An 18,917-nucleotide genomic window follows, 5' to 3' on the forward strand; every position below is an offset into this window, starting at 1 on the left:
ACATTCTGAATGCTTGCAAACATAATGATCATGTTATTGAAAAATTTATGTTTTGTATTTCCTATTTGGCTTATTTTTAGCATAAAATAATCTGACAATTCTTTCTTCTCTTTCTTTCATTAAAAAGAAATAACCTAGTATTAAATGCTTTATTTTGACCGATGTAAAAAAACTGTACAGATAGGCTTTTTTTGCCAAACTTCATTAACGGCTGCCCTCACTGCACGCCGCGTTGCTTCACGAATAAGTTCATTATTTTTCCGTTTAACACGTGGAATGTTATAAAGTGTATTTTTTACAACATCTAAAAGAATATCTTTCAAACTTTCCTCTTTTCCATTACTTTCAGGCAAACCGGATGTAGTCAAACCAATATCACCCTGTAGATCATGTTTGCTATTCATTTGGAGAGAAACAGCAACATGACCAGCATAACTTAATTTGCGACGCTCACGAATCCCTAACGTATCTTCATCACCAATAAGGCAACCATCTTTATAGATCCGACCAACAGCGACTTGATCAATAACTTCTACAGGCTCTGGCGCAAGACGGAGCATATTACCATTTCTAATATCAGCAATAATTTTAATACCTGCTTGACGTGCTAAAGCTGCTTGAGCAGTAAGGTGCATTGCCTCACCATGTACAGGAACAAGTATCTGTGGTTTTACCCAATCGTACATCTGTAAAAGTTCTGAACGACGAGGATGACCTGAAACGTGAACAAGAGCATCTTCATTTGTAATCGTTTTAATTCCCAAATCTATAAAACGATTTTGTATCTCAATAATAGATTTTTCGTTTCCTGGAATATTCCGTGAACAATAAATAACGGTATCACCAGCAGAAAGTGCAATATTTCTCATCTCATTTCGTGAAAGTTTAGCTAAGGCAGCCCGCGGCTCCCCTTGACTACCAGTTACAATTAAAACAATTTCTTTTCGCGGGATGTAACCATAATCATCTTCTGAAACAAATGGCGCTAAACCATTCATATAACCAAACTCTTGCGCAACCATAATACTCCGCTTAAGAGAATGCCCAACGACAAGAACCTGGCGCCCAGCAGATTCTGCTGCAAGAGCAATTGAACGTATCCGACCAACATTAGATGCAAAAGTAGCTATTGCAACGCGCCCTTCAGCTTTTGAAAGAATTTCAAAGAGACTTGTCTGAACTTGCTGCTCTGATGGTGTTATACCATCCCAACATGCATTTGTGGAATCACAAAGCAATGCCAAAACACCTTTTTTGCCTAAAGCGCGAAACCGTTTTTCATCTGTTACAGTCCCAAGCGAAGGTGTATGATCAATTTTCCAATCGCCAGTATGGATTACAGTGCCTAAAGATGTTGTAATTGCCAAAGATACAGATTCTGGAATTGAATGGTTAACGGCTATAGCTTCTACTGCAAAGGAACCAACCTGAAAACAATCACCAGCTTGAAAAATATTGAGTGAAATTTTATGAGATCCAAAATCTGATTGCCTTTTACTTTCCAATAATCCTGCCGTAAAAGGCGTACAGTAAAGCGGAACTTTAAGTTTTGGCCATAAATCAAGAACAGCACCATAATGATCTTCATGAGCATGTGTCAAAATAAGACCACGCACATTATGTTTCTCACTCTCTAGAAAACGAATATCAGGTAAGATAAGATCTGCTCCTGGTAATTCAGGACCAGCAAAACTAACCCCCATATCAACAAGCAGCCATTCACGAAGATTTTGAGGACCAAATCCATAAGCAGCCAAATTCATCCCTATTTCACCGACTCCTCCTAAAGGTAAAAAGACAAATTCATTTTTATGGGCTGCAGCCATAAATATTCTCCTATTAAGTAATCTGATGGTGAAAAAAATTTTATAAATTAATAACGACTTGCCTTGGCAGAAGCAGCCAAACCAAAATGAACATCTCCAGCTGTTATAGTTGCTTGCTGACCATTTTTTTGCTTTATGATGCAGTTAAAAGCACTATCAAGACCATCAAAAATACCTTCGATGACTTTTTTATCATTGATTATTTTGATATGTTGCCCAACGTGAGCAGAGTATAAAAGCCATTTTTTACGGATTATATCACATCCTCCAGGTTGTTTCCAAAGAAGGTAATTTTTAGAAAAATACTCCGTCAAAACCGTAAATAACTGTTCTGTCTCAACATGCAAACCAATATTTTTCAGACTTGAAGTGGGATAGGGTGCGTCCTCATAGTGACAATTTACATTCATTCCAATCCCAATAACCAATGCATACTGTTGGAATGTTAATTTAAAAATTTCAAGCAAAATCCCAGAGCTTTTAGATTCTTTAAGCAAAATATCATTTGGCCATTTTAAACTAACAATACTATTCGCTTGGTTTTCATCTTTTACAAATTGTTTTATTGCCTCTACCATACTTACTCCAGCAACAAAACTAAGCTGAGCAGCCGTCTGATGAACAATATCATCAATTAACAAAAGACTACAGTAAAGGTTTCCTTTCGGACTATACCACGTTCTACCTCTTCTTGCCATTCCCTGTGATTGCTCCTGCGCAACAATCCAGAGATAACCACGATGGCCAGCATACGCTCTTCGCTGAGCAATAAGATTTGTTGAATCAACATTTTCGTAGGATTCAACAGCGTAACCCTGTTTTTGTGCAAAATCCGATAAGATATAAACCATATTCATTAAAACAATGCAATAGCCGCTTTTTCTGCCAAGTCAGCAAACCAAATTCCAAAAAGCGTATAAAATAAAATAAATAATGCAGAAAGACAAAGACAAAACCGAAGCTCATTCGATAAAATAATAAAATGCGCTTTTGCATCATCAAACCACATAATTTTAATGAGACGCAAATAGTAAAAAGCCCCAATAACAGATGCTAGCATACCAACAACAGCAAGTGGTGTAAGTCCAGCATGAACAGCGGCAGAAAATGTATACCACTTTCCAAAAAAACCAGCCATAGGAGGTATACTTGCTAAAGAGAAAAGTTGTATCGTCATCATAACAGCCATAAACGGATTTGTCTTTACCAATCCTGAAAGATCATAAATATTTTCAACATTTCCACCACTACGCCGCATTCCAAGAATAAAAGCAAATGAACCAATCACCATACTAAGATAAATAGTCATATAAAGAATAACGCTTTTTATCCCAAGCATATCTCCAGCAGCTAACCCGACAAGCGCATATCCCATATGACTGATAGACGAATAAGCCATTAAACGCTTAACATTGCTCTGGCCAATTGCAGCAAATGCACCAAGTATCATTGATGCAATTGCCATGAACACCAAAATTTGCTGCCATGCATGCATAGAGCCATCGGAACTCTCTGATGGAATGAATACCAGAACAATAATACGAACGAGTAAAGCCATTGCTGCAACTTTAGGAGCACCCGCAAAAAATGCTGTAATTGGTGTTGGCGCTCCTTCGTAAACATCAGGTGTCCACATATGAAATGGAACAGCAGAAATTTTGAAAGCCAAACCAGCTAAAATAAAAACAATGCCAAAGATAACACCTAATTGTAGACTTTCACTTTTTAAAGCAATCGCAATTTCGCGAAAACCAATTTGACCGGTAAAACCATAAAGTAAAGAAATACCATAAAGGAGCAACCCTGACGATAATGCTCCTAAAACAAAGTACTTTATACCTGCTTCAGACGATTTTAGATTATTACGATTAATCGCAGCTAAAACATATAAAGCTAAGGATTGTAGTTCTAACCCCATATAAAGTGACAGCATATTACCAGCTGAAATCATCAGCATCATGCCAAGACTTGCTAAAAGAACAAGCACTGGAAACTCAAATATATCAAACTTATGCGTACAGGTAAAATCAACAGACATAATAAGAGCAAAAAGTGCACCAATAAGTGTTAAAATTTTCATATAACGACCGAAAGAATCAATAATAAGCGCATTGGTTTGAAATAAGCCACTTTTCGGAAAAACGACGAGAATAACAATGGTTGCGACAAAAAGGGCAATAGCCAAACCAGTCACGGTTAAAGAGGAACGTGTATTGGAATAAACACCAATCAAAAGCAATATAACGCCCCCCAATGCTATTAAAATCTCTGGAAAAATTAACACTAATTGAGCTATTATTTCAGTTTGCATGAGCATTCTTCTCTTAATCTAGTGTAGTTTATTGATGAGAGCTTCTACGGAAAACGCTGTTGCCTTAAGAATAGGCGTTGGATAAATACCAAAAAAGATTGTAATAATAACCATTGGATAAAGGATGATTTTCTCTCTTGAAGAGAGATCAATAAGTATTTTTAAATTCTCTTTATCTAAAGAACCAAAAACCACACGCCGATAAAGATAAAGTGCATAGGCAGCTGATAAAATAACGCCAGTTGTAGCAAAAATGACAACCAATTTATTTACTTGAAAAACACCTATTAAGGTTAAAAATTCACCTAAAAATCCTGAACTCCCAGGCAAACCGATATTTGCCATAGTAAAGATCAAGAAAACAACGGCATATTTAGGCATGTTATTCACTAAACCGCCAAAGGCTGAAATTTCACGCGTATGCAAGCGATCATAGATAACCCCAACACAAAGAAATAAAGCTGCTGAAACAATTCCATGTGATAGCATTTGATAAATAGCACCTTGGATACCCTGTTCATTTGCAGCAAAAATACCCATTGTCACATATCCCATATGCGCTATTGAAGAATAAGCAATAAGCTTTTTTATATCATTTTGAACAAGTGCAACCAACGATGTATAAAGAATAGCGATAAGCGATAAAACGAAAACCAAAGGAGCAAAATCAGTTGAGGCAATAGGAAACATTGGTAAAGAAAAACGAAGAAAACCATACCCGCCTAATTTGAGTAAGACACCGGCTAAAATAACGGAACCAGAGGTCGGTGCTTCCACGTGAGCATCAGGAAGCCATGTATGGACTGGCCACATCGGCATTTTAACCGCAAAAGAAGCAAAAAATGCAAGCCATAACCACATTTGCATATGTGCTGGAAATTGGTAAGTTAATAAAGTTGGTATATCGAGTGTTCCAACTTCCAAATACATAACCATAATGGCAACCAGCATAAGCACTGAACCAAGTAAAGTGTAGAGAAAAAATTTCATGCTCGCATAAACACGACGTGCCCCACCCCAAACACCTATGATAATGAACATTGGAATAAGGCTGCCTTCAAAAAAAACATAAAACAATATCGCATCAAGTGCACAAAAGACACCAATAATTGCAACTTCAAGAAGAAGAAAAGCAATCATATAAGCTTTTAATCTATCTTTAATATTCTCCCAACTTGCTAAAATACAGAAAGGCAAAAGAAAAGCCGAAAGAACAACAAAAAGAATAGAAATACCATCAATCCCCATATGATAGCTAGTGCCCTCTCCTAACCAATTGAATTTCTCAACCATTTGAAAATGAGGGTTTGTATGATCAAAGCCAGCCCAAATAATTAAGGAAATAATAAAAACAAACACAGTTGTAAAAAATGCTACATTGCGTATGTTACATCGTGCTGACTCGCTATCGTCTTTAATAAACAAAATCAAAATTACACCAACAAGCGGTAAAAATGTAACCGTAGAAAGAATAGGCCAATCAGTCATCAGTTTGCGCCCCCGATCATCATCCATGTGATCAGCGAAGCAATGCCAATAAGCATTGCAAATGCATAATGATAAATATAGCCTGTTTGCATCCGAACAACTCTATTTGTAATATTAACAACCCGCGCGGCAATACCATTCGGACCCAAACCATCAATAATCTTACCGTCACCAACTTTCCAAAAAAAGAAACCAATTTTTAAAACAGAACGAACAAACAAAGCGTTATATAATTCATCAAAATACCATTTATGACAAAGAAAACGGTACACTGCAGGCATTAATTTAGCAATTTTCTTCGGAATAGAAGGAAAAGAAATATAAAATAAATAGGCTAACATAAATCCAAAAACCATCGCTATCAAGGGTGACCATTTTACCCAAATGAATACATTATGGGCATCATGGAGAATATGATTATGACTGTTTGTAAATAACGCTCCCTTCCAAAAAGCATCATACAAATCACCAAAGAAGTAAGGTTGGAAAACAACACCAGAAAACATTGCTCCAATAGATAAAATAAAGAGTGGGATCAACATAACTGGAGGAGATTCATGAACATGATGCATAACATCGGCAGTCGCCCGTGGTTTACCATGAAATATCATAAATATAAGCCGCCACGAATAAAAACTTGTCAATAAAGCTGAAAAAACAAGAAGCCAAAAAGCATATCCCGAAGCAATATTATGTGATGCAAAAGAAGCTTCTATAATTGCATCTTTTGAGAAAAAACCTGCCGTGCCGAAAAATGTCCCAGGAATTCCAACACCGGTCAATGCAATAGTCCCTATAATCATCATCCAATAAGTTGCTTGTATATGTTTATGCATCCCTCCCATTTTTCGCATATCTTGCTCATCAGATACAGCATGGATCACAGAACCTGCGCCAAGAAATAATAACGCTTTGAAAAAAGCATGGGTAAAAAGATGAAAAACAGCCGCTCCATAAGCTCCAACACCTAATGCAACAAACATATAACCAAGTTGCGAACATGTAGAATAAGCAATAACACGCTTAATATCATTTTGCACCAACCCCACAGTTGCTGCAAAAAACGCAGTTGTTGCTCCAACAATAATAATCATTGTCAAAGCAGTTGAAGAAAGTTCGAAAATTGGTGACATACGTGCAACCATAAATACACCAGCCGTTACCATCGTTGCTGCATGAATAAGTGCTGACACAGGCGTTGGCCCCTCCATTGCATCAGGAAGCCATGTATGTAAAAGAAACTGTGCTGATTTTCCCATCGCACCAACAAATAACAAAAGACATGTAACAGTAATTGCTGTTTGTCCATCAAGCTGCCAACCTAAAAATGTCATATTTTGTATGAAGCTATTGTCTGCAGCTTTCGCAAAAATAGAGACAAAATTAACCGATTGGAATAAAACAAAAATACTAAAAATTCCTAAGAGAAAACCAAAATCTCCAACACGATTAACCACAAAAGCTTTCATTGCAGCCTTATTAGCAGAATCTCGCTGAAACCAAAAACCAATAAGCAAATAAGATGCAAGCCCCACACCTTCCCATCCAAAAAACATCTGTATCAGATTATTGGATGTCACCAACATAAGCATCATAAATGTAAAGAGCGAAAGATAAGAAAAAAAACGTGACCTTGAAGGATCATGGTGCATATAACCAATTGAATAAATATGCACTAACGCTGAAACACTGTTTACAACAATAAGCATGACAGCTGTTAATGTATCAACATGTAAAGCCCAATCAAAGATTAATCCATCGACAGTAAGCCAATGTAATATCAATACATCAACCGCTGGAGAATGACCAAGTGCAACATTTGAAAAGACCACCCATGACAATACAGCAACAACAACCATAAAGCTACATGTTATCAATTCACTAGCCAGATTTCCTATAGTTTTTCCACCTATAGAAGCAATTAAAAAGCCAAAAAGCGGAAGAAAGACGATCGTATGATACATCGCTGGTCAGCCTTTCATTACATTAACATCTTCAACCGCAACAGAACCACAATTACGGAAAAAAACCACAAGAATTGCTAAACCAATTGCAGCTTCAGCAGCCGCTACTGTTAAGATAAATAAAGCGAATATCTGACCAACGAGATCCTGAAAAAACGCTGAAAACGCAACAAAATTGAGATTAACCGAAAGCAATATAAGCTCAATGGACATAAGAATAATAATTACATTCTTTCTGTTGAGAAAAATTCCAGCAATACCGATTGTAAAAATGAGAGCAGAAACAATCAGATAATGAGTAATATCAATGTGCATAATCCCCCCTTAAATACCCTTACCTGATTCAACTTGTTTGATTTCAATTGCATTTGCTACAGTCCTAGAAACTTGCACCGCTATAGATTGTCGCCTGACACCTGATTTATGACGAAGTGTCAAAACAATAGCACCAATCATTGCAACTAATAAAATGATTCCAGCAACTTGAAAGTAGAAAACATAATCCGTGTAGAGAATATCGCCTAACGCCTGAGTATTTGTTCGCTGTGCTAAATTTGGCATTGGTTGCGTAACATGTGTTCTAAGAACTGGAGAAAAATAGCTACTCACAAAAACAAAAATCAATTCTACAGCAACAACAACTCCAATAAAAGCTCCAATAGGCGCATATCTAAGTGCACCACTTTTTAATTCAGCAAAATCAACATCAAGCATCATAATTACAAATAAAAACAAAACAGCTACAGCCCCAACATAAACAATCAGCAGAATAAGCCCCAAAAATTCTGCTCCTGCAAGCAAAAACAAAGCCGCAGCATTAAAAAATGCCAATATTAAAAACAAAACTGAATGCACTGGATTACGTGCTGTAATAACAATAACCGCACTCGCAAGCATAATAAAAGCAAATAAATAGAAAAATGCCGCCGCTAGATCCGTTAGCATAGGTAGACTTCTCCTCAATTAACCAAACAATTGATATAATACTTCACAACAGATTACAATTTATCGGAAAAATCATCCGACTACCCATTCAACGATGCCCTTAACGATAAGGTGCATCTATCAATATATTTCGAGCGATTTCTCGCTCCCAGCGATCTCCATTCATTAAAAGTTTTTCTTTATCATAATAAAGTTCTTCACGCATTTCTGTTGCAAATTCAAAATTGGGGCCTTCTACAATAGCCTCAACTGGACAAGCTTCTTGACAAAAACCGCAGTAAATGCACTTTACCATATCTATATCATAACGCACAGTTCTACGTGTACCATCATTGCCCCGTGGCCCTGCCTCAATTGTAATGGCTTGCGCAGGGCAAATTGCTTCACATAATTTACACGCAATACATCGTTCTTCCCCATTTGGGTAGCGACGGAGCGCATGTTCACCACGAAAGCGTTGAGAAACAACTCCTTTCTCATAAGGATAATTAATCGTAGGCTTTGGTGAAAAAAACTGACGCATTGCCAAGAAAAAAGCACTGACAAATTCCAATAGAAGGAGTGATTTTGCCGCTTGAATAAGACCTGACACAGTGATACCTCCTCTTAAGCAAAACCAGTATATTTTAAGAAAGTAGCAGTTATCACAACCATTGCTAGTGACAAAGGAAGAAAAACCTTCCAACCAAGCCGCATAAGCTGATCATAACGATAACGCGGCACAAATGCTTTAACCATAGCAAACCAAAAAAATACAAAACAAACTTTTAAAACAAACCAAATGATACCAGGAACCCAATTAAGCCACCAAACATCCAAGGGAGGCAACCAACCACCTAAAAATAAAATGGTTGTTAATGCACACATTAAAACAATAGCAACATATTCACCAAGGAAAAAAAGCATATAAGGTGTTGAAGAATACTCAACCATGTGACCAGCAACAAGCTCAGATTCTGCTTCAACCAAATCAAAGGGTGGACGATTTGTCTCTGCCAGTGCAGAAATAAAAAATACAATAAACATGGGAAAAAGGACAAGCCAATTCCAATCTAAAAAACTGTTAAAAGGCAAACCAAGAGTCGTACCAATTCCATAACTTTGCTTATGAACAATTGTTGTGAGATCCAATGAACCACTCACTAAAATGACGGTTACAAGCACAAAGCCAATGGAAACCTCATAAGAAACCATCTGCGCAGCTGAACGAAGAGCGCCTAAAAAAGGATATTTTGAATTTGACGCCCATCCCCCCATAATAACGCCATAAACTTCAAGAGATGAAATGGCTAATATATAAAGCAAACCAACATTAATCTTTGCAACTTCCCAACCTTCATTGACTGGGATAACAGCCCACGTTGATAAAGCAAGCGTAGCAGAAACAAAAGGCGCCAAAAGAAAAACACCCTTATTAGCACCAGCAGGGATAATAGGCTCTTTAACAACAAATTTAATTAAATCCGCAAAAGATTGCAACAACCCCCACGGACCAACAACATTTGGACCACGCCGCAATTGTACTGCCGCCCAAATTTTTCTATCTGCGTAAAGAAGATAAGCCACTAAGACTAGGAGAACAACCAAAAGAAGCAGCGTTTTTCCAACTATGATAAGTAATGGCAATAGCCAGATCATGAAGAAATCATCCATCGTTATTCTTTTTCCTCTGCCTTTACTCTACAGCTTGTGTAAAACGATTCTTTGCAAGAGATGAACATTCAGCCATAATTGCAGAAGCACGTGCTATTGGATTTGTCAAATAGAAGTCTTTAATCATAGAAGTAAACGCTTGTGTTTCCATATCAATCATCTGTGCACCAAGCGCTTTCAGACTATCTATGTCAGAGGACGTTATATCATCAATGGCACAAAGATGTGGATAATCATTAAACAAGCTCTGTCTTAATTGAGAAAGCGAATCGAAAGGAAGCTTTCGTCCTAAAACATCAGATAAAGCACGCAAAATAGCCCAATCTTCTTTTGCTTCACCCGGGGCAAAACCAGCCCGATTTGTCATTTGAACACGCCCTTCTGTATTCACATAAAGTCCTGATTTTTCAGTGTAAGCGGATGCCGGTAAAATAACATCAGCAGCATGTGCACCATTATCGCCATGGCTACCAATATAGATTGTAAAAGCCTCTGTATTCGCTAAATCTACTTCATCAGCACCAAGCAAAAATAAAACTTCACAGGTTTTAAGAATATTCACAATCCCAAGCTCAGAAGTAAAGCCTATGTCCAAACCGCCAACAATTGATGCAGCATTGTGAAGAACGCCAAATCCATTCCACTTCTCACTAAGGGCCCCAACACGATCAGCTAATTTTGCAAGATTTTTTAAAACAGACAAACCTTCTTTACCTGAAAGAGCTCCCTCACCAATAATAATAAGTGGTCTTTCAGCTTCTTTTAACACATTGAAAAATGCATCCTCTCCACGAATAAGGGCACTCAATGCATCTGTACCAGTTCCAAGATAAGAATAGGGATAACGTAAATCAACCTTTTCTCCAATTAATGCAATGGGAAACCGTCCCATACGTTGGCGTTTTAAAATACGTGCATTTAAAATAGCGGCCTCATAGCGCGGATTAGATCCCACGATAAGCAATGCATCAGCTTTTTCAATACCTGCAATCTTTGGATTAAAAATATAACTCGAACGCCCTAACTCAGGGGATAAAGCCATCCCCCTTTGACGACACTCAAATATTTTTGAATCCAATGAAAGAAGTAATGCTTTAAGTGCATACATTTCTTCAACAGATGCAAGATCTCCAGCAATTGCCCCAATTTTTTCTGGCAAAGTTTTAGAAATCACCATCTTAATTTCTGCAAAAACCTCTGTCCAACTTACAGGTTGAAGCTTTCCATCTTTGCGCACATATGGCCTATCAAGCCGCTGAGTACGTAATCCATCCCAAATAAAACGGGTCTTATCAGAAATCCATTCCTCATTTACATCTTCATTCGTGCGCGGCATAATCCGCATAACCTCACGACCACGGCTATCAATGCGGATAGCACTGCCAACTGCATCCATGACATCAACCGATTCCGTTTTAACCAATTCCCATGGACGTGCATGAAATGCATAGGGTTTTGAAGTTAAAGCCCCTACTGGACAAAGATCAATAACATTTCCCTGTAACTCAGATGTCATTGCCTTTTCAAGATAAGTCGTAATTTCAGCATTTTCACCACGTCCTATCAAACCAAGTTCCGAAACACCCGCCACTTCTGTCGTAAAACGAACACAACGTGTGCAATGAATACACCGTGTCATAACAGTTTTTACAAGTGGCCCAATATATTTATCTTCTACAGCACGCTTATTTTCTGTATAACGAGAACAATCACGCCCATAAAGCATTGCTTGATCTTGAAGATCGCATTCTCCTCCTTGATCACACACAGGACAATCCAAAGGATGATTGATCAGGAGAAACTCCATAATACCTTCACGGGCCTTTTTAACCATTGCCGTGTTGGTGAAAATTTCAGGCACTTCACCGTTAGGCCCTAACCGTAAATCGCGAACCCCCATAGCACAAGAAGCTTGAGGTTTTGGCGGGCCACCTTTAACCTCAACCAAACACATGCGGCAATTTCCAGCAATTGATAAAGATTCATGAAAACAAAAACGTGGAATTTCAGCACCAGCCGCCTCAGCAGCCTGAAGCAACGTGTAGTAATCAGGGACTTCAATCTCTTTACCATCAACTTTGATATTTATCATCACTCATCCCGCCTGCGGCTAACCACCTAAACTCGCATTTCGTTGCATTTAGAACAAAATCCTCTATCCTACTGCTCCCAAAGCAATATTTTTGCTTTGGATGACACTTCGCGTATAATCATCAATTCTACGCTCAATTTCTGGACGAAAATTACGTATCAACCCCTGTATAGGCCATGCGGCAGCATCACCTAGTGCACATATAGTGTGTCCTTCAACTTGCTCAGAAACTTCAAACAAAAGATCAATTTCACGTTTTTGCGCTCTTCCCTCAACCATACGCCCTAAAAGACGCATCATCCAACCTGTGCCTTCACGACACGGTGTACATTGACCACAACTCTCATGCTTGAAAAAAGCTGTTATACGCCAAATTGCCTTGATAATATCGGTTGATTTATCCATAACAATCATACCACCTGTGCCAAAAGAAGATCCAACATCGCGCACCCCATCAAAATCCATGATCGCATCAACCATATCCTCACCACGAACAACCGGACAAGAAGCTCCACCTGGAATAACTGCTAAAAGATTATTCCATCCACCACGAATACCACCGGTATGCTTTTCAATTAATTCGCGAAAAGAAACACCTAGAGCTTCTTCAAATGTACAAGGTGCATTAACATGCCCAGAAACCATAAACAATTTTGTTCCGGTATTATTTGCACGTCCGATTGATGAAAACCACGAAGCACCACGACGCAAAATCGTTGGAATAACGGCAATAGACTCTACATTATTAACTGTTGTTGGACAGCCATAAATCCCCACATTCGCAGGGAATGGTGGTTTAAGTCGAGGTTGCCCCTTTTTCCCCTCAAGACTTTCGAGAAGAGCTGTTTCTTCGCCACAAATATAAGCACCAGCACCATGATGAATAATAATATCGCAAACATGCCCATATTTCGTTTTTTTGCCAAGTAAACCTGCATCATAACATTCATCAACGGCAGCTTGAAGTGCTTCACGCTCACGAATATATTCACCACGAACATAAATAAAAGCGACATTGGCTCCCATTGCAAAAGTAGCAAGTGCACACCCTTCAATCAAAGTATGGGGATCATGCCGCAAAATATCGCGGTCTTTACAAGTTCCCGGCTCCGATTCATCTGCATTTACAACCAAATAATGAGGACGGCCATCATTTTGTTTTGGCATAAAAGACCACTTCATTCCAGTAGGAAAACCAGCTCCGCCACGGCCACGTAACCCCGATGCTTTCACCTCATCAATGATCCAATCACGACCTTTATCAATAATCGCTTTTATACCATCCCAATGCCCACGCGACATCGCAGCCTTTAATGATTTGTCTTTCAAACCATAAATATTGGTGAAAATGCGATCTTTATCAGCTAGCATACCCCACCTTTTTTTCTCTTGCCCTTAGCATTTTTAGCTTTTCCTCAAATGCAATTTAAAAACATCTTTTCAAGACTTCTTAACTTTAGTCAAATGTCGCCACAATGGGCAAAATAATAAAATATTTTTTCAAGAAAAAACACCTAGCTACATTCCCATTCTTTCTTTATTTTTTTGAAGACTTGAGCGATTTCTCTTTTTCTTCTTCATCATCAATGAGAGAAGTTAAACCGCTAATCGGCTCCGATGATTTACGACTATTTTGCGGCCCAACCGCTATCTCAGAACCCTTACCTGCTTCAAACGCATCAATAATTTCTTCAAGGCGTTCAGCTGTAAGATCTTCATAAGTATCTTTAAAAATCATAACCATTGGAGCATTTACACAGGCACCAAGACACTCTACCTCTTCCCATGATAGTGTTCCATCCTGATTGGTAACAAAAGGTTCATTATGAATTTTTTTCTGACAAACTTTAATCAATTCACCAGAACCACGTAACATACAAGGGGTTGTACCACAGATTTGAATATGTGCTTTTGTTCCAACTGGCTGGAGCTGAAACTGTGTGTAAAAAGTCGCAACCTCCAGAACACGAATATAAGCCATGGAAAGGATCTGAGCGATATGCTCAATTGCAGCACGTGTCACCCAACCATCTTGCTCTTGAGCACGCATTAATAATGGAATTACAGCAGACTGTTCACGCCCTACAGGATATTTTTCTATAGTATTTTGCACCCATATCTGATTTTCTTTTGTAAAAGAAAACTCAGCAGGTTGGTAGACATCATCTGCAAGACGGCGGACGGACATTAGCGATCAACCTCCCCAAAAACAATATCAATCGAACCTAAAATAGCTGTAGCATCCGCTAACATATGACCTCGGGTTAAAAAATCCATAGCTTGAAGATGAGCAAAACCAGGAGCACGTAACTTAACACGATAAGGTTTATTTGTTCCATCAGAAATAAGATAAACGCCAAATTCACCCTTTGGAGCTTCCACAGCAACATATACTTCACCAGGAGGAGTATGAAAACCTTCCGTATAAAGCTTAAAATGATGAATAAGCGCTTCCATCGAACTTTTCATTTCGCTACGTTTTGGAGGTACAACTTTGTGATTCAAACTCGAAACTGGACCACTTTTTTCACTACCAAGCAAACGATCCACACATTGGCGCATAATTCTCGCTGATTGACGCATTTCTTCCATACGAATAAGATAACGGTCATAACAATCGCTATTTTTTCCTACAGGAATATCAAATTCCATTTCATCATAACATTCATAAGGTTGGCTTTTGCGTAAATCCCATGGCACACCAGCTCCACGAATCATGACCCCAGAAAATCCACGTGCCCAGGCCTCATCAATACTTATCACGCCGATATCCACATTACGCTGCTTAAAAATCCGATTTGGCGTCACAAGCGCATCAAGCCTACTAAGAGAAATAAGAAATGGATCAATAAAATGACCAATATCTTCAATTAAAGATTCTGGTAAATCTTGATGCACACCACCAGGACGAAAATAATTCGCATGAAGACGTGCACCACACGCACGCTCATAAAAAATCATCAATCTTTCACGCTGCTCAAACCCCCAAAGCGGCGGTGTCAAAGCACCAACATCCATTGCTTGCGTTGTTACATTAAGTAAATGATTAAGAATACGCCCAATTTCTGAAAACAAAACACGTATTAACTGCCCTCGTTTAGGAACCTCAACACCCAATAACTTTTCAATGGCAAGTACAAAAGCATGCTCCTGATTCATAGGAGCAACATAATCCAAACGATCTAAATAAGGGACCGCTTGAAGATAGGTTTTTGTCTCCATTAATTTTTCGGTACCACGATGCAAGAGTCCAATATGTGGATCTACACGCTCAACAACTTCACCATCCAATTCCAAAACCATGCGCAAAACCCCATGTGCTGCAGGATGCTGCGGACCAAAATTGATATTAAAGTTTCGAACATTGACCTCGGCCACAATATAAATCCTTGTTTAAAAAAACTTATATCAAATTTTAACAAAAACTTTCATCACATTGAAAATATTCAGTTATCTAAGAATTTCATTATTCTAATGCCATACCATATCAGCTCAAATATCATTTTTCACCCTCTGCTTTTTCATTACATGGCAAAACATATTGAGCACCCTCCCAAGGAGAAAGAAAATCAAAATTGCGCATTTCTTGTCGCAAAACAACAGGCTCATAAATTACCCTCTTTGCCTCATTATCATAACGGCATTCAACAAATCCTGTTACAGGGAAATCTTTGCGTAAAGGATATCCTTCAAATCCATAATCAGTTAAGATCCGTCTTAAATCCGGATGGCCTGAAAATAAAATTCCATACATATCGTATGCCTCACGCTCATACCATTCTGCTCCAGGGTAAATCGAGCACGCGGAAGCAACGGGAGTATTTTCATCAGTACGCACCTTAATCCGCAACCGTAAATTATGGCGAGGAGCCAACAATTGATAAGAGACATCAAAACGCTTATCGCGAGAAGGATAATCAACGCCACTAATGTCCGTAAGATTAATAAACTGACAGCGAGAATCATCACGGACAAACATTAAAACACCCGTAATTGCATCAAGACGCGATACAATGGTCAATTCGCCAAATGCAAGAATAGTTTCTTCAAGCTTATCTCCTAATTTGTTTTTCAAATAAGCAGAAAGTTCTACCAATGATTCATTCATCAACAACAAAGACTCCCTACCGTTCTATTGATCCAGTACGACGGATTTTTTTCTGCAACAATAATATACCATACAATAATGCCTCTGCCGTAGGAGGACATCCTGGAACATAAATATCTACAGGCACAATACGGTCACAGCCACGGACAACTGAATAAGAATAATGGTAATATCCACCACCATTTGCACATGATCCCATAGAAATTACATAACGGGGTTCAGGCATCTGGTCATAAACTTTCCTTAAAGCAGGCGCCATTTTATTTGTTAGAGTACCAGCGACTACCATCACATCTGACTGACGGGGTGAAGCGCGCGGCGCATATCCAAAACGCTCATTATCGTAATGAGGCATTGAACATTGCATCATTTCGATCGCACAACAAGCCAAACCAAAACTCATCCACATTAGAGAACCCGTACGTGCCCACGTGATCAAAGCGTCCGCAGAAGTAACTAAAAAGCCCTTATCCGATAATTCAGCATTAATGTCATGAAAAAATCTATCGTCAGAACCTATCAACTTACCGGTATTAGGATCAATAATTCCTTTTGATTTTGGAGCCACGACCATTGAATTTCCAGATCTTAATCCCATTCAAGAGCTCCTTTTTTCCATTCATATATAAAACCAACAGTCAAAAGTGCTAAGAATATAATCATTGACCAAAAACCGAACATACCTATCGAGCCAAATGAAACTGCCCAAGGAAAAAGAAAAGCAACTTCAAGATCAAAAATAATAAACAAAATCGATACCAAATAAAAACGAATATCAAACTTCATGCGTGCATCGTTAAACGAATTAAACCCACATTCATAAGCTGATAATTTTTCAGGATCGGGGGAACGATAAGCCACGAGGTAAGGCATAATCAAAAGGGTCCCAGCAATAACTGCGGAGACAACAATAAAAATAAAGACCGGTAAATAAGAGCTCAATAAATGAGTCATAATCCTCTTCCACCTTAAGAAATGCTTGAATTAACACAACCACTCAGCATTGTTAAATTAAAATAGACTGTAATAACCGCTCTGTTAATTCCATTCGTACTGCTTCAAGGGCATGTCGGATGATATTTTCTTAGGCATAGGTAACGCAGAGCAAAGAAAGACGCAAGTCCTATTCTTATAAACCACATAAAAAGGAAGAAAAGCAATATTCCAAGAAACATCCTAAAGCTAATACTCTAAAGGCTCTGTGCCCTGCAAATAAGATTTACGCTCAAAAAACGGAAATTGCATAAAAGAATCACGAAATGGCGCGAGTGACGGGGCTCGAACCCGCGACCTCCGGCGTGACAGGCCAGCACTCTAACCAACTGAGCTACACCCGCGCACTTCTCTCGAACCAATTTATCATTGGTACAAGCGGTCGTGTAAGAGGTTCCTTCGTTTATGTCAAGCAGGCTTATGCATTTTTTCAAAAAAATCATCAAATAACATCTTTATTCTTGCGTTTGGAAAAATTTTTCCTTAAAGAGTGCCATTCAGTTGCTGATCATTGCATTGGGCGATTAGCTCAGCTGGTAGAGCGCTTCGTTTACACCGAAGATGTCGGGAGTTCGAGTCTCTCATCGCCCACCATTTGATTTTGTGCCATAACTTAATTGATTTTATATACCTTTTTAAAGGTTGAGAGATGGGTAAATATTAAAGTGACGGGATAGGATTTTCGAACGTAGCGCTACAAAACGCTTTCTTGGAAAATGACTTTTAATAATTCTTTGAGTGGTGCTAAGTTCTCTTGGGGAGAATTATAGAACTTTAATGAAAACTCTAATAAACATGCTAGTAATTTCATGTTGTAACGGATCAAGAGGTTTTATTGTAAAATTCTGACGACCAGCATTTGCTTCTCCTCTTAACAGTGCTGACATCTTTTGATCTAAAAAGCGTATAGCTCTATGATTTTTTTCCATTCCAAATGTACACACCTTTTTACCAATCTCTGCAGAACACAAAAGTCGCAGACATGCCTAATTTCTCAGCTATATCTAGAAAAAGTTCGTTTGGTACAATCAATGCAAAGTTTGCGCACAATTTTACCAAATGTGTAAGAACTGAATAAAAGCTCTCTAAACGAGAAGAATATTTGTTCTGATTCTATCACAATTTTTCAGTTTTTCCTCTGCAATGCTTACAAATCAAAACTTTTTTCGAGGTATTTTTATCCGTATCAGACATTCAAAATATTCCACTTCCAAAAAGTTGATTTTGAGCCATAATGTAGCCACCTTTAATATAAAGTTAAGATTAATGGATGAAGCACTATAATGAGGGCTCATTCTGTCGTTCGCTCACGTATTCTTATTGACATGAAAAAAAGCAATGATCACCTTGGAACGCATGGGGTTAAGTGCATCAGATTTCATTTGCATGACATTTTTTCGTGTAGCTGAAGAAGGCTTTTTGCCTTTTGATGATCAAAGTACAAAATAGTGCCACGCGCAAAGCTATAAAGGAACTAAACGAAGGCAAAGGCAAAACATTTGAAAACGCTGACGCGCTCTTTAAGGACCTAGGCATC

General features: G+C 38.4%; 17 protein-coding genes and 2 tRNA genes. 2 read left to right on the forward strand and 17 right to left on the reverse strand.

Annotated features, from left to right (window positions below):
• Positions 1-149: 149 nt before the first annotated feature.
• The 17 genes from MF1_RS03395 to MF1_RS03475 all read right to left on the reverse strand — a co-directional run bounded on the left by MF1_RS03395 (position 150) and on the right by MF1_RS03475 (position 17,724).
• Entirely contained in the window at positions 150-1,826 is a 1,677-nt protein-coding gene (locus MF1_RS03395) for a ribonuclease J (protein WP_011179341.1), read from the reverse strand.
• Positions 1,827-1,873: 47 nt separating this feature from the next.
• Complete coding sequence (locus tag MF1_RS03400) at positions 1,874-2,683, reverse strand: biotin--[acetyl-CoA-carboxylase] ligase (protein ID WP_014924043.1); 810 nt, start codon at positions 2,681-2,683, stop codon at positions 1,874-1,876.
• On the reverse strand, positions 2,683-4,137 hold the full coding sequence (nuoN, locus tag MF1_RS03405) for an NADH-quinone oxidoreductase subunit NuoN (RefSeq protein ID WP_161510470.1): 1,455 nt from the start codon (positions 4,135-4,137) through the stop codon (positions 2,683-2,685). Before nuoN ends, MF1_RS03400 begins: the two co-directional genes overlap by 1 nt.
• Positions 4,138-4,155: 18 nt before the next feature.
• Positions 4,156-5,625, reverse strand: coding sequence for an NADH-quinone oxidoreductase subunit M (locus tag MF1_RS03410; RefSeq protein ID WP_161510762.1), 1,470 nt, complete (start codon positions 5,623-5,625; stop codon positions 4,156-4,158).
• The gene (gene nuoL / locus MF1_RS03415) at positions 5,625-7,589 is read right to left on the reverse strand and encodes an NADH-quinone oxidoreductase subunit L (RefSeq protein ID WP_161510471.1); all 1,965 of its coding nucleotides are present in this window, start codon (positions 7,587-7,589) and stop codon (positions 5,625-5,627) included. The genes MF1_RS03410 and nuoL overlap by 1 nt, the downstream gene beginning before the upstream one ends.
• 6 nt (positions 7,590-7,595) lie before the next feature.
• A complete protein-coding gene (gene nuoK, locus MF1_RS03420; protein WP_014924039.1) occupies positions 7,596-7,904 on the reverse strand; it encodes an NADH-quinone oxidoreductase subunit NuoK in 309 nt (102 codons plus the stop codon).
• A 9-nt stretch (positions 7,905-7,913) separates the two neighbouring features.
• Positions 7,914-8,534: an NADH-quinone oxidoreductase subunit J gene (locus MF1_RS03425; RefSeq protein WP_161510472.1), complete on the reverse strand. Its 621-nt coding sequence runs from the start codon at positions 8,532-8,534 to the stop codon at positions 7,914-7,916.
• 100 nt (positions 8,535-8,634) lie between these two features.
• Positions 8,635-9,126 (reverse strand): NADH-quinone oxidoreductase subunit NuoI, encoded by a 492-nt coding sequence (nuoI, locus tag MF1_RS03430; protein WP_011179334.1) that lies wholly within the window; start codon positions 9,124-9,126, stop codon positions 8,635-8,637.
• A 14-nt stretch (positions 9,127-9,140) separates the two neighbouring features.
• Complete coding sequence (gene nuoH / locus MF1_RS03435) at positions 9,141-10,187, reverse strand: NADH-quinone oxidoreductase subunit NuoH (protein ID WP_161510473.1); 1,047 nt, start codon at positions 10,185-10,187, stop codon at positions 9,141-9,143.
• 22 nt (positions 10,188-10,209) lie between these two features.
• Positions 10,210-12,279, reverse strand: a complete 2,070-nt coding sequence (gene nuoG, locus MF1_RS03440) for an NADH-quinone oxidoreductase subunit NuoG (protein WP_161510474.1) — start codon at positions 12,277-12,279, stop codon at positions 10,210-10,212.
• Positions 12,280-12,342: 63 nt separating this feature from the next.
• Positions 12,343-13,650: an NADH-quinone oxidoreductase subunit NuoF gene (gene nuoF / locus MF1_RS03445; protein WP_014924035.1), complete on the reverse strand. Its 1,308-nt coding sequence runs from the start codon at positions 13,648-13,650 to the stop codon at positions 12,343-12,345.
• Between the two features lie 166 nt (positions 13,651-13,816).
• Positions 13,817-14,467: an NADH-quinone oxidoreductase subunit NuoE gene (nuoE, locus tag MF1_RS03450; RefSeq protein WP_014924034.1), complete on the reverse strand. Its 651-nt coding sequence runs from the start codon at positions 14,465-14,467 to the stop codon at positions 13,817-13,819.
• Positions 14,467-15,657 carry an NADH-quinone oxidoreductase subunit D gene (locus MF1_RS03455; RefSeq protein WP_014924033.1) on the reverse strand — a complete coding sequence of 397 codons (1,191 nt, stop codon included), beginning with the start codon at positions 15,655-15,657 and terminating at the stop codon, positions 14,467-14,469. The genes nuoE and MF1_RS03455 overlap by 1 nt, the downstream gene beginning before the upstream one ends.
• Before the next feature lie 121 nt (positions 15,658-15,778).
• Positions 15,779-16,387, reverse strand: a complete 609-nt coding sequence (locus MF1_RS03460; RefSeq protein ID WP_014924032.1) for an NADH-quinone oxidoreductase subunit C — start codon at positions 16,385-16,387, stop codon at positions 15,779-15,781.
• Between the two features lie 16 nt (positions 16,388-16,403).
• Positions 16,404-16,985, reverse strand: a complete 582-nt coding sequence (locus tag MF1_RS03465; protein ID WP_014924031.1) for a NuoB/complex I 20 kDa subunit family protein — start codon at positions 16,983-16,985, stop codon at positions 16,404-16,406.
• Entirely contained in the window at positions 16,976-17,341 is a 366-nt protein-coding gene (locus tag MF1_RS03470; protein ID WP_014924030.1) for an NADH-quinone oxidoreductase subunit A, read from the reverse strand. The genes MF1_RS03465 and MF1_RS03470 overlap by 10 nt, the downstream gene beginning before the upstream one ends.
• A gap of 306 nt (positions 17,342-17,647) precedes the next feature.
• Positions 17,648-17,724 (reverse strand) — tRNA-Asp (locus MF1_RS03475).
• A 174-nt stretch (positions 17,725-17,898) separates the two neighbouring features.
• On the opposite strand from MF1_RS03475, the gene MF1_RS03480 reads away from it, so the two are divergent.
• Together MF1_RS03480 and MF1_RS06850 are read left to right on the forward strand one after the other, a co-directional pair.
• Positions 17,899-17,974 (forward strand) — tRNA-Val (locus MF1_RS03480).
• Between the two features lie 762 nt (positions 17,975-18,736).
• On the forward strand, positions 18,737-18,829 hold the full coding sequence (locus MF1_RS06850) for a hypothetical protein (protein WP_244614195.1): 93 nt from the start codon (positions 18,737-18,739) through the stop codon (positions 18,827-18,829).
• Positions 18,830-18,917: the final 88 nt, after the last annotated feature.

Origin of the sequence: Bartonella quintana (assembly GCF_009936175.1) — a bacterium.
Lineage (GTDB): Bacteria > Pseudomonadota > Alphaproteobacteria > Rhizobiales > Rhizobiaceae > Bartonella > Bartonella quintana.

Excerpts from the sequence above, each read along its gene's own strand:
- MF1_RS03425 (WP_161510472.1), bottom strand. The coding sequence starts at position 8,534 with ATGCTAACGGATCTAGCGGCGGCATTTTTCTATTTATTTGCTTTTATT.
- nuoN (WP_161510470.1), bottom strand. The coding sequence starts at position 4,137 with ATGCAAACTGAAATAATAGCTCAATTAGTGTTAATTTTTCCAGAGATT.
- MF1_RS03400 (WP_014924043.1), bottom strand. The coding sequence starts at position 2,683 with ATGAATATGGTTTATATCTTATCGGATTTTGCACAAAAACAGGGTTAC.
- nuoE (WP_014924034.1), bottom strand. The coding sequence starts at position 14,467 with ATGTCCGTCCGCCGTCTTGCAGATGATGTCTACCAACCTGCTGAGTTT.
- MF1_RS03410 (WP_161510762.1), bottom strand. The coding sequence starts at position 5,625 with ATGACTGATTGGCCTATTCTTTCTACGGTTACATTTTTACCGCTTGTT.
- nuoL (WP_161510471.1), bottom strand. The coding sequence starts at position 7,589 with ATGTATCATACGATCGTCTTTCTTCCGCTTTTTGGCTTTTTAATTGCT.
- MF1_RS03465 (WP_014924031.1), bottom strand. The coding sequence starts at position 16,985 with ATGGGATTAAGATCTGGAAATTCAATGGTCGTGGCTCCAAAATCAAAA.
- nuoK (WP_014924039.1), bottom strand. The coding sequence starts at position 7,904 with ATGCACATTGATATTACTCATTATCTGATTGTTTCTGCTCTCATTTTT.
- nuoG (WP_161510474.1), bottom strand. The coding sequence starts at position 12,279 with ATGATAAATATCAAAGTTGATGGTAAAGAGATTGAAGTCCCTGATTAC.
- MF1_RS03395 (WP_011179341.1), bottom strand. The coding sequence starts at position 1,826 with ATGGCTGCAGCCCATAAAAATGAATTTGTCTTTTTACCTTTAGGAGGA.
- MF1_RS03460 (WP_014924032.1), bottom strand. The coding sequence starts at position 16,387 with ATGAATGAATCATTGGTAGAACTTTCTGCTTATTTGAAAAACAAATTA.
- MF1_RS03470 (WP_014924030.1), bottom strand. The coding sequence starts at position 17,341 with ATGACTCATTTATTGAGCTCTTATTTACCGGTCTTTATTTTTATTGTT.
- MF1_RS06850 (WP_244614195.1), top strand. The coding sequence starts at position 18,737 with ATGGGGTTAAGTGCATCAGATTTCATTTGCATGACATTTTTTCGTGTA.
- nuoF (WP_014924035.1), bottom strand. The coding sequence starts at position 13,650 with ATGCTAGCTGATAAAGATCGCATTTTCACCAATATTTATGGTTTGAAA.
- nuoH (WP_161510473.1), bottom strand. The coding sequence starts at position 10,187 with ATGGATGATTTCTTCATGATCTGGCTATTGCCATTACTTATCATAGTT.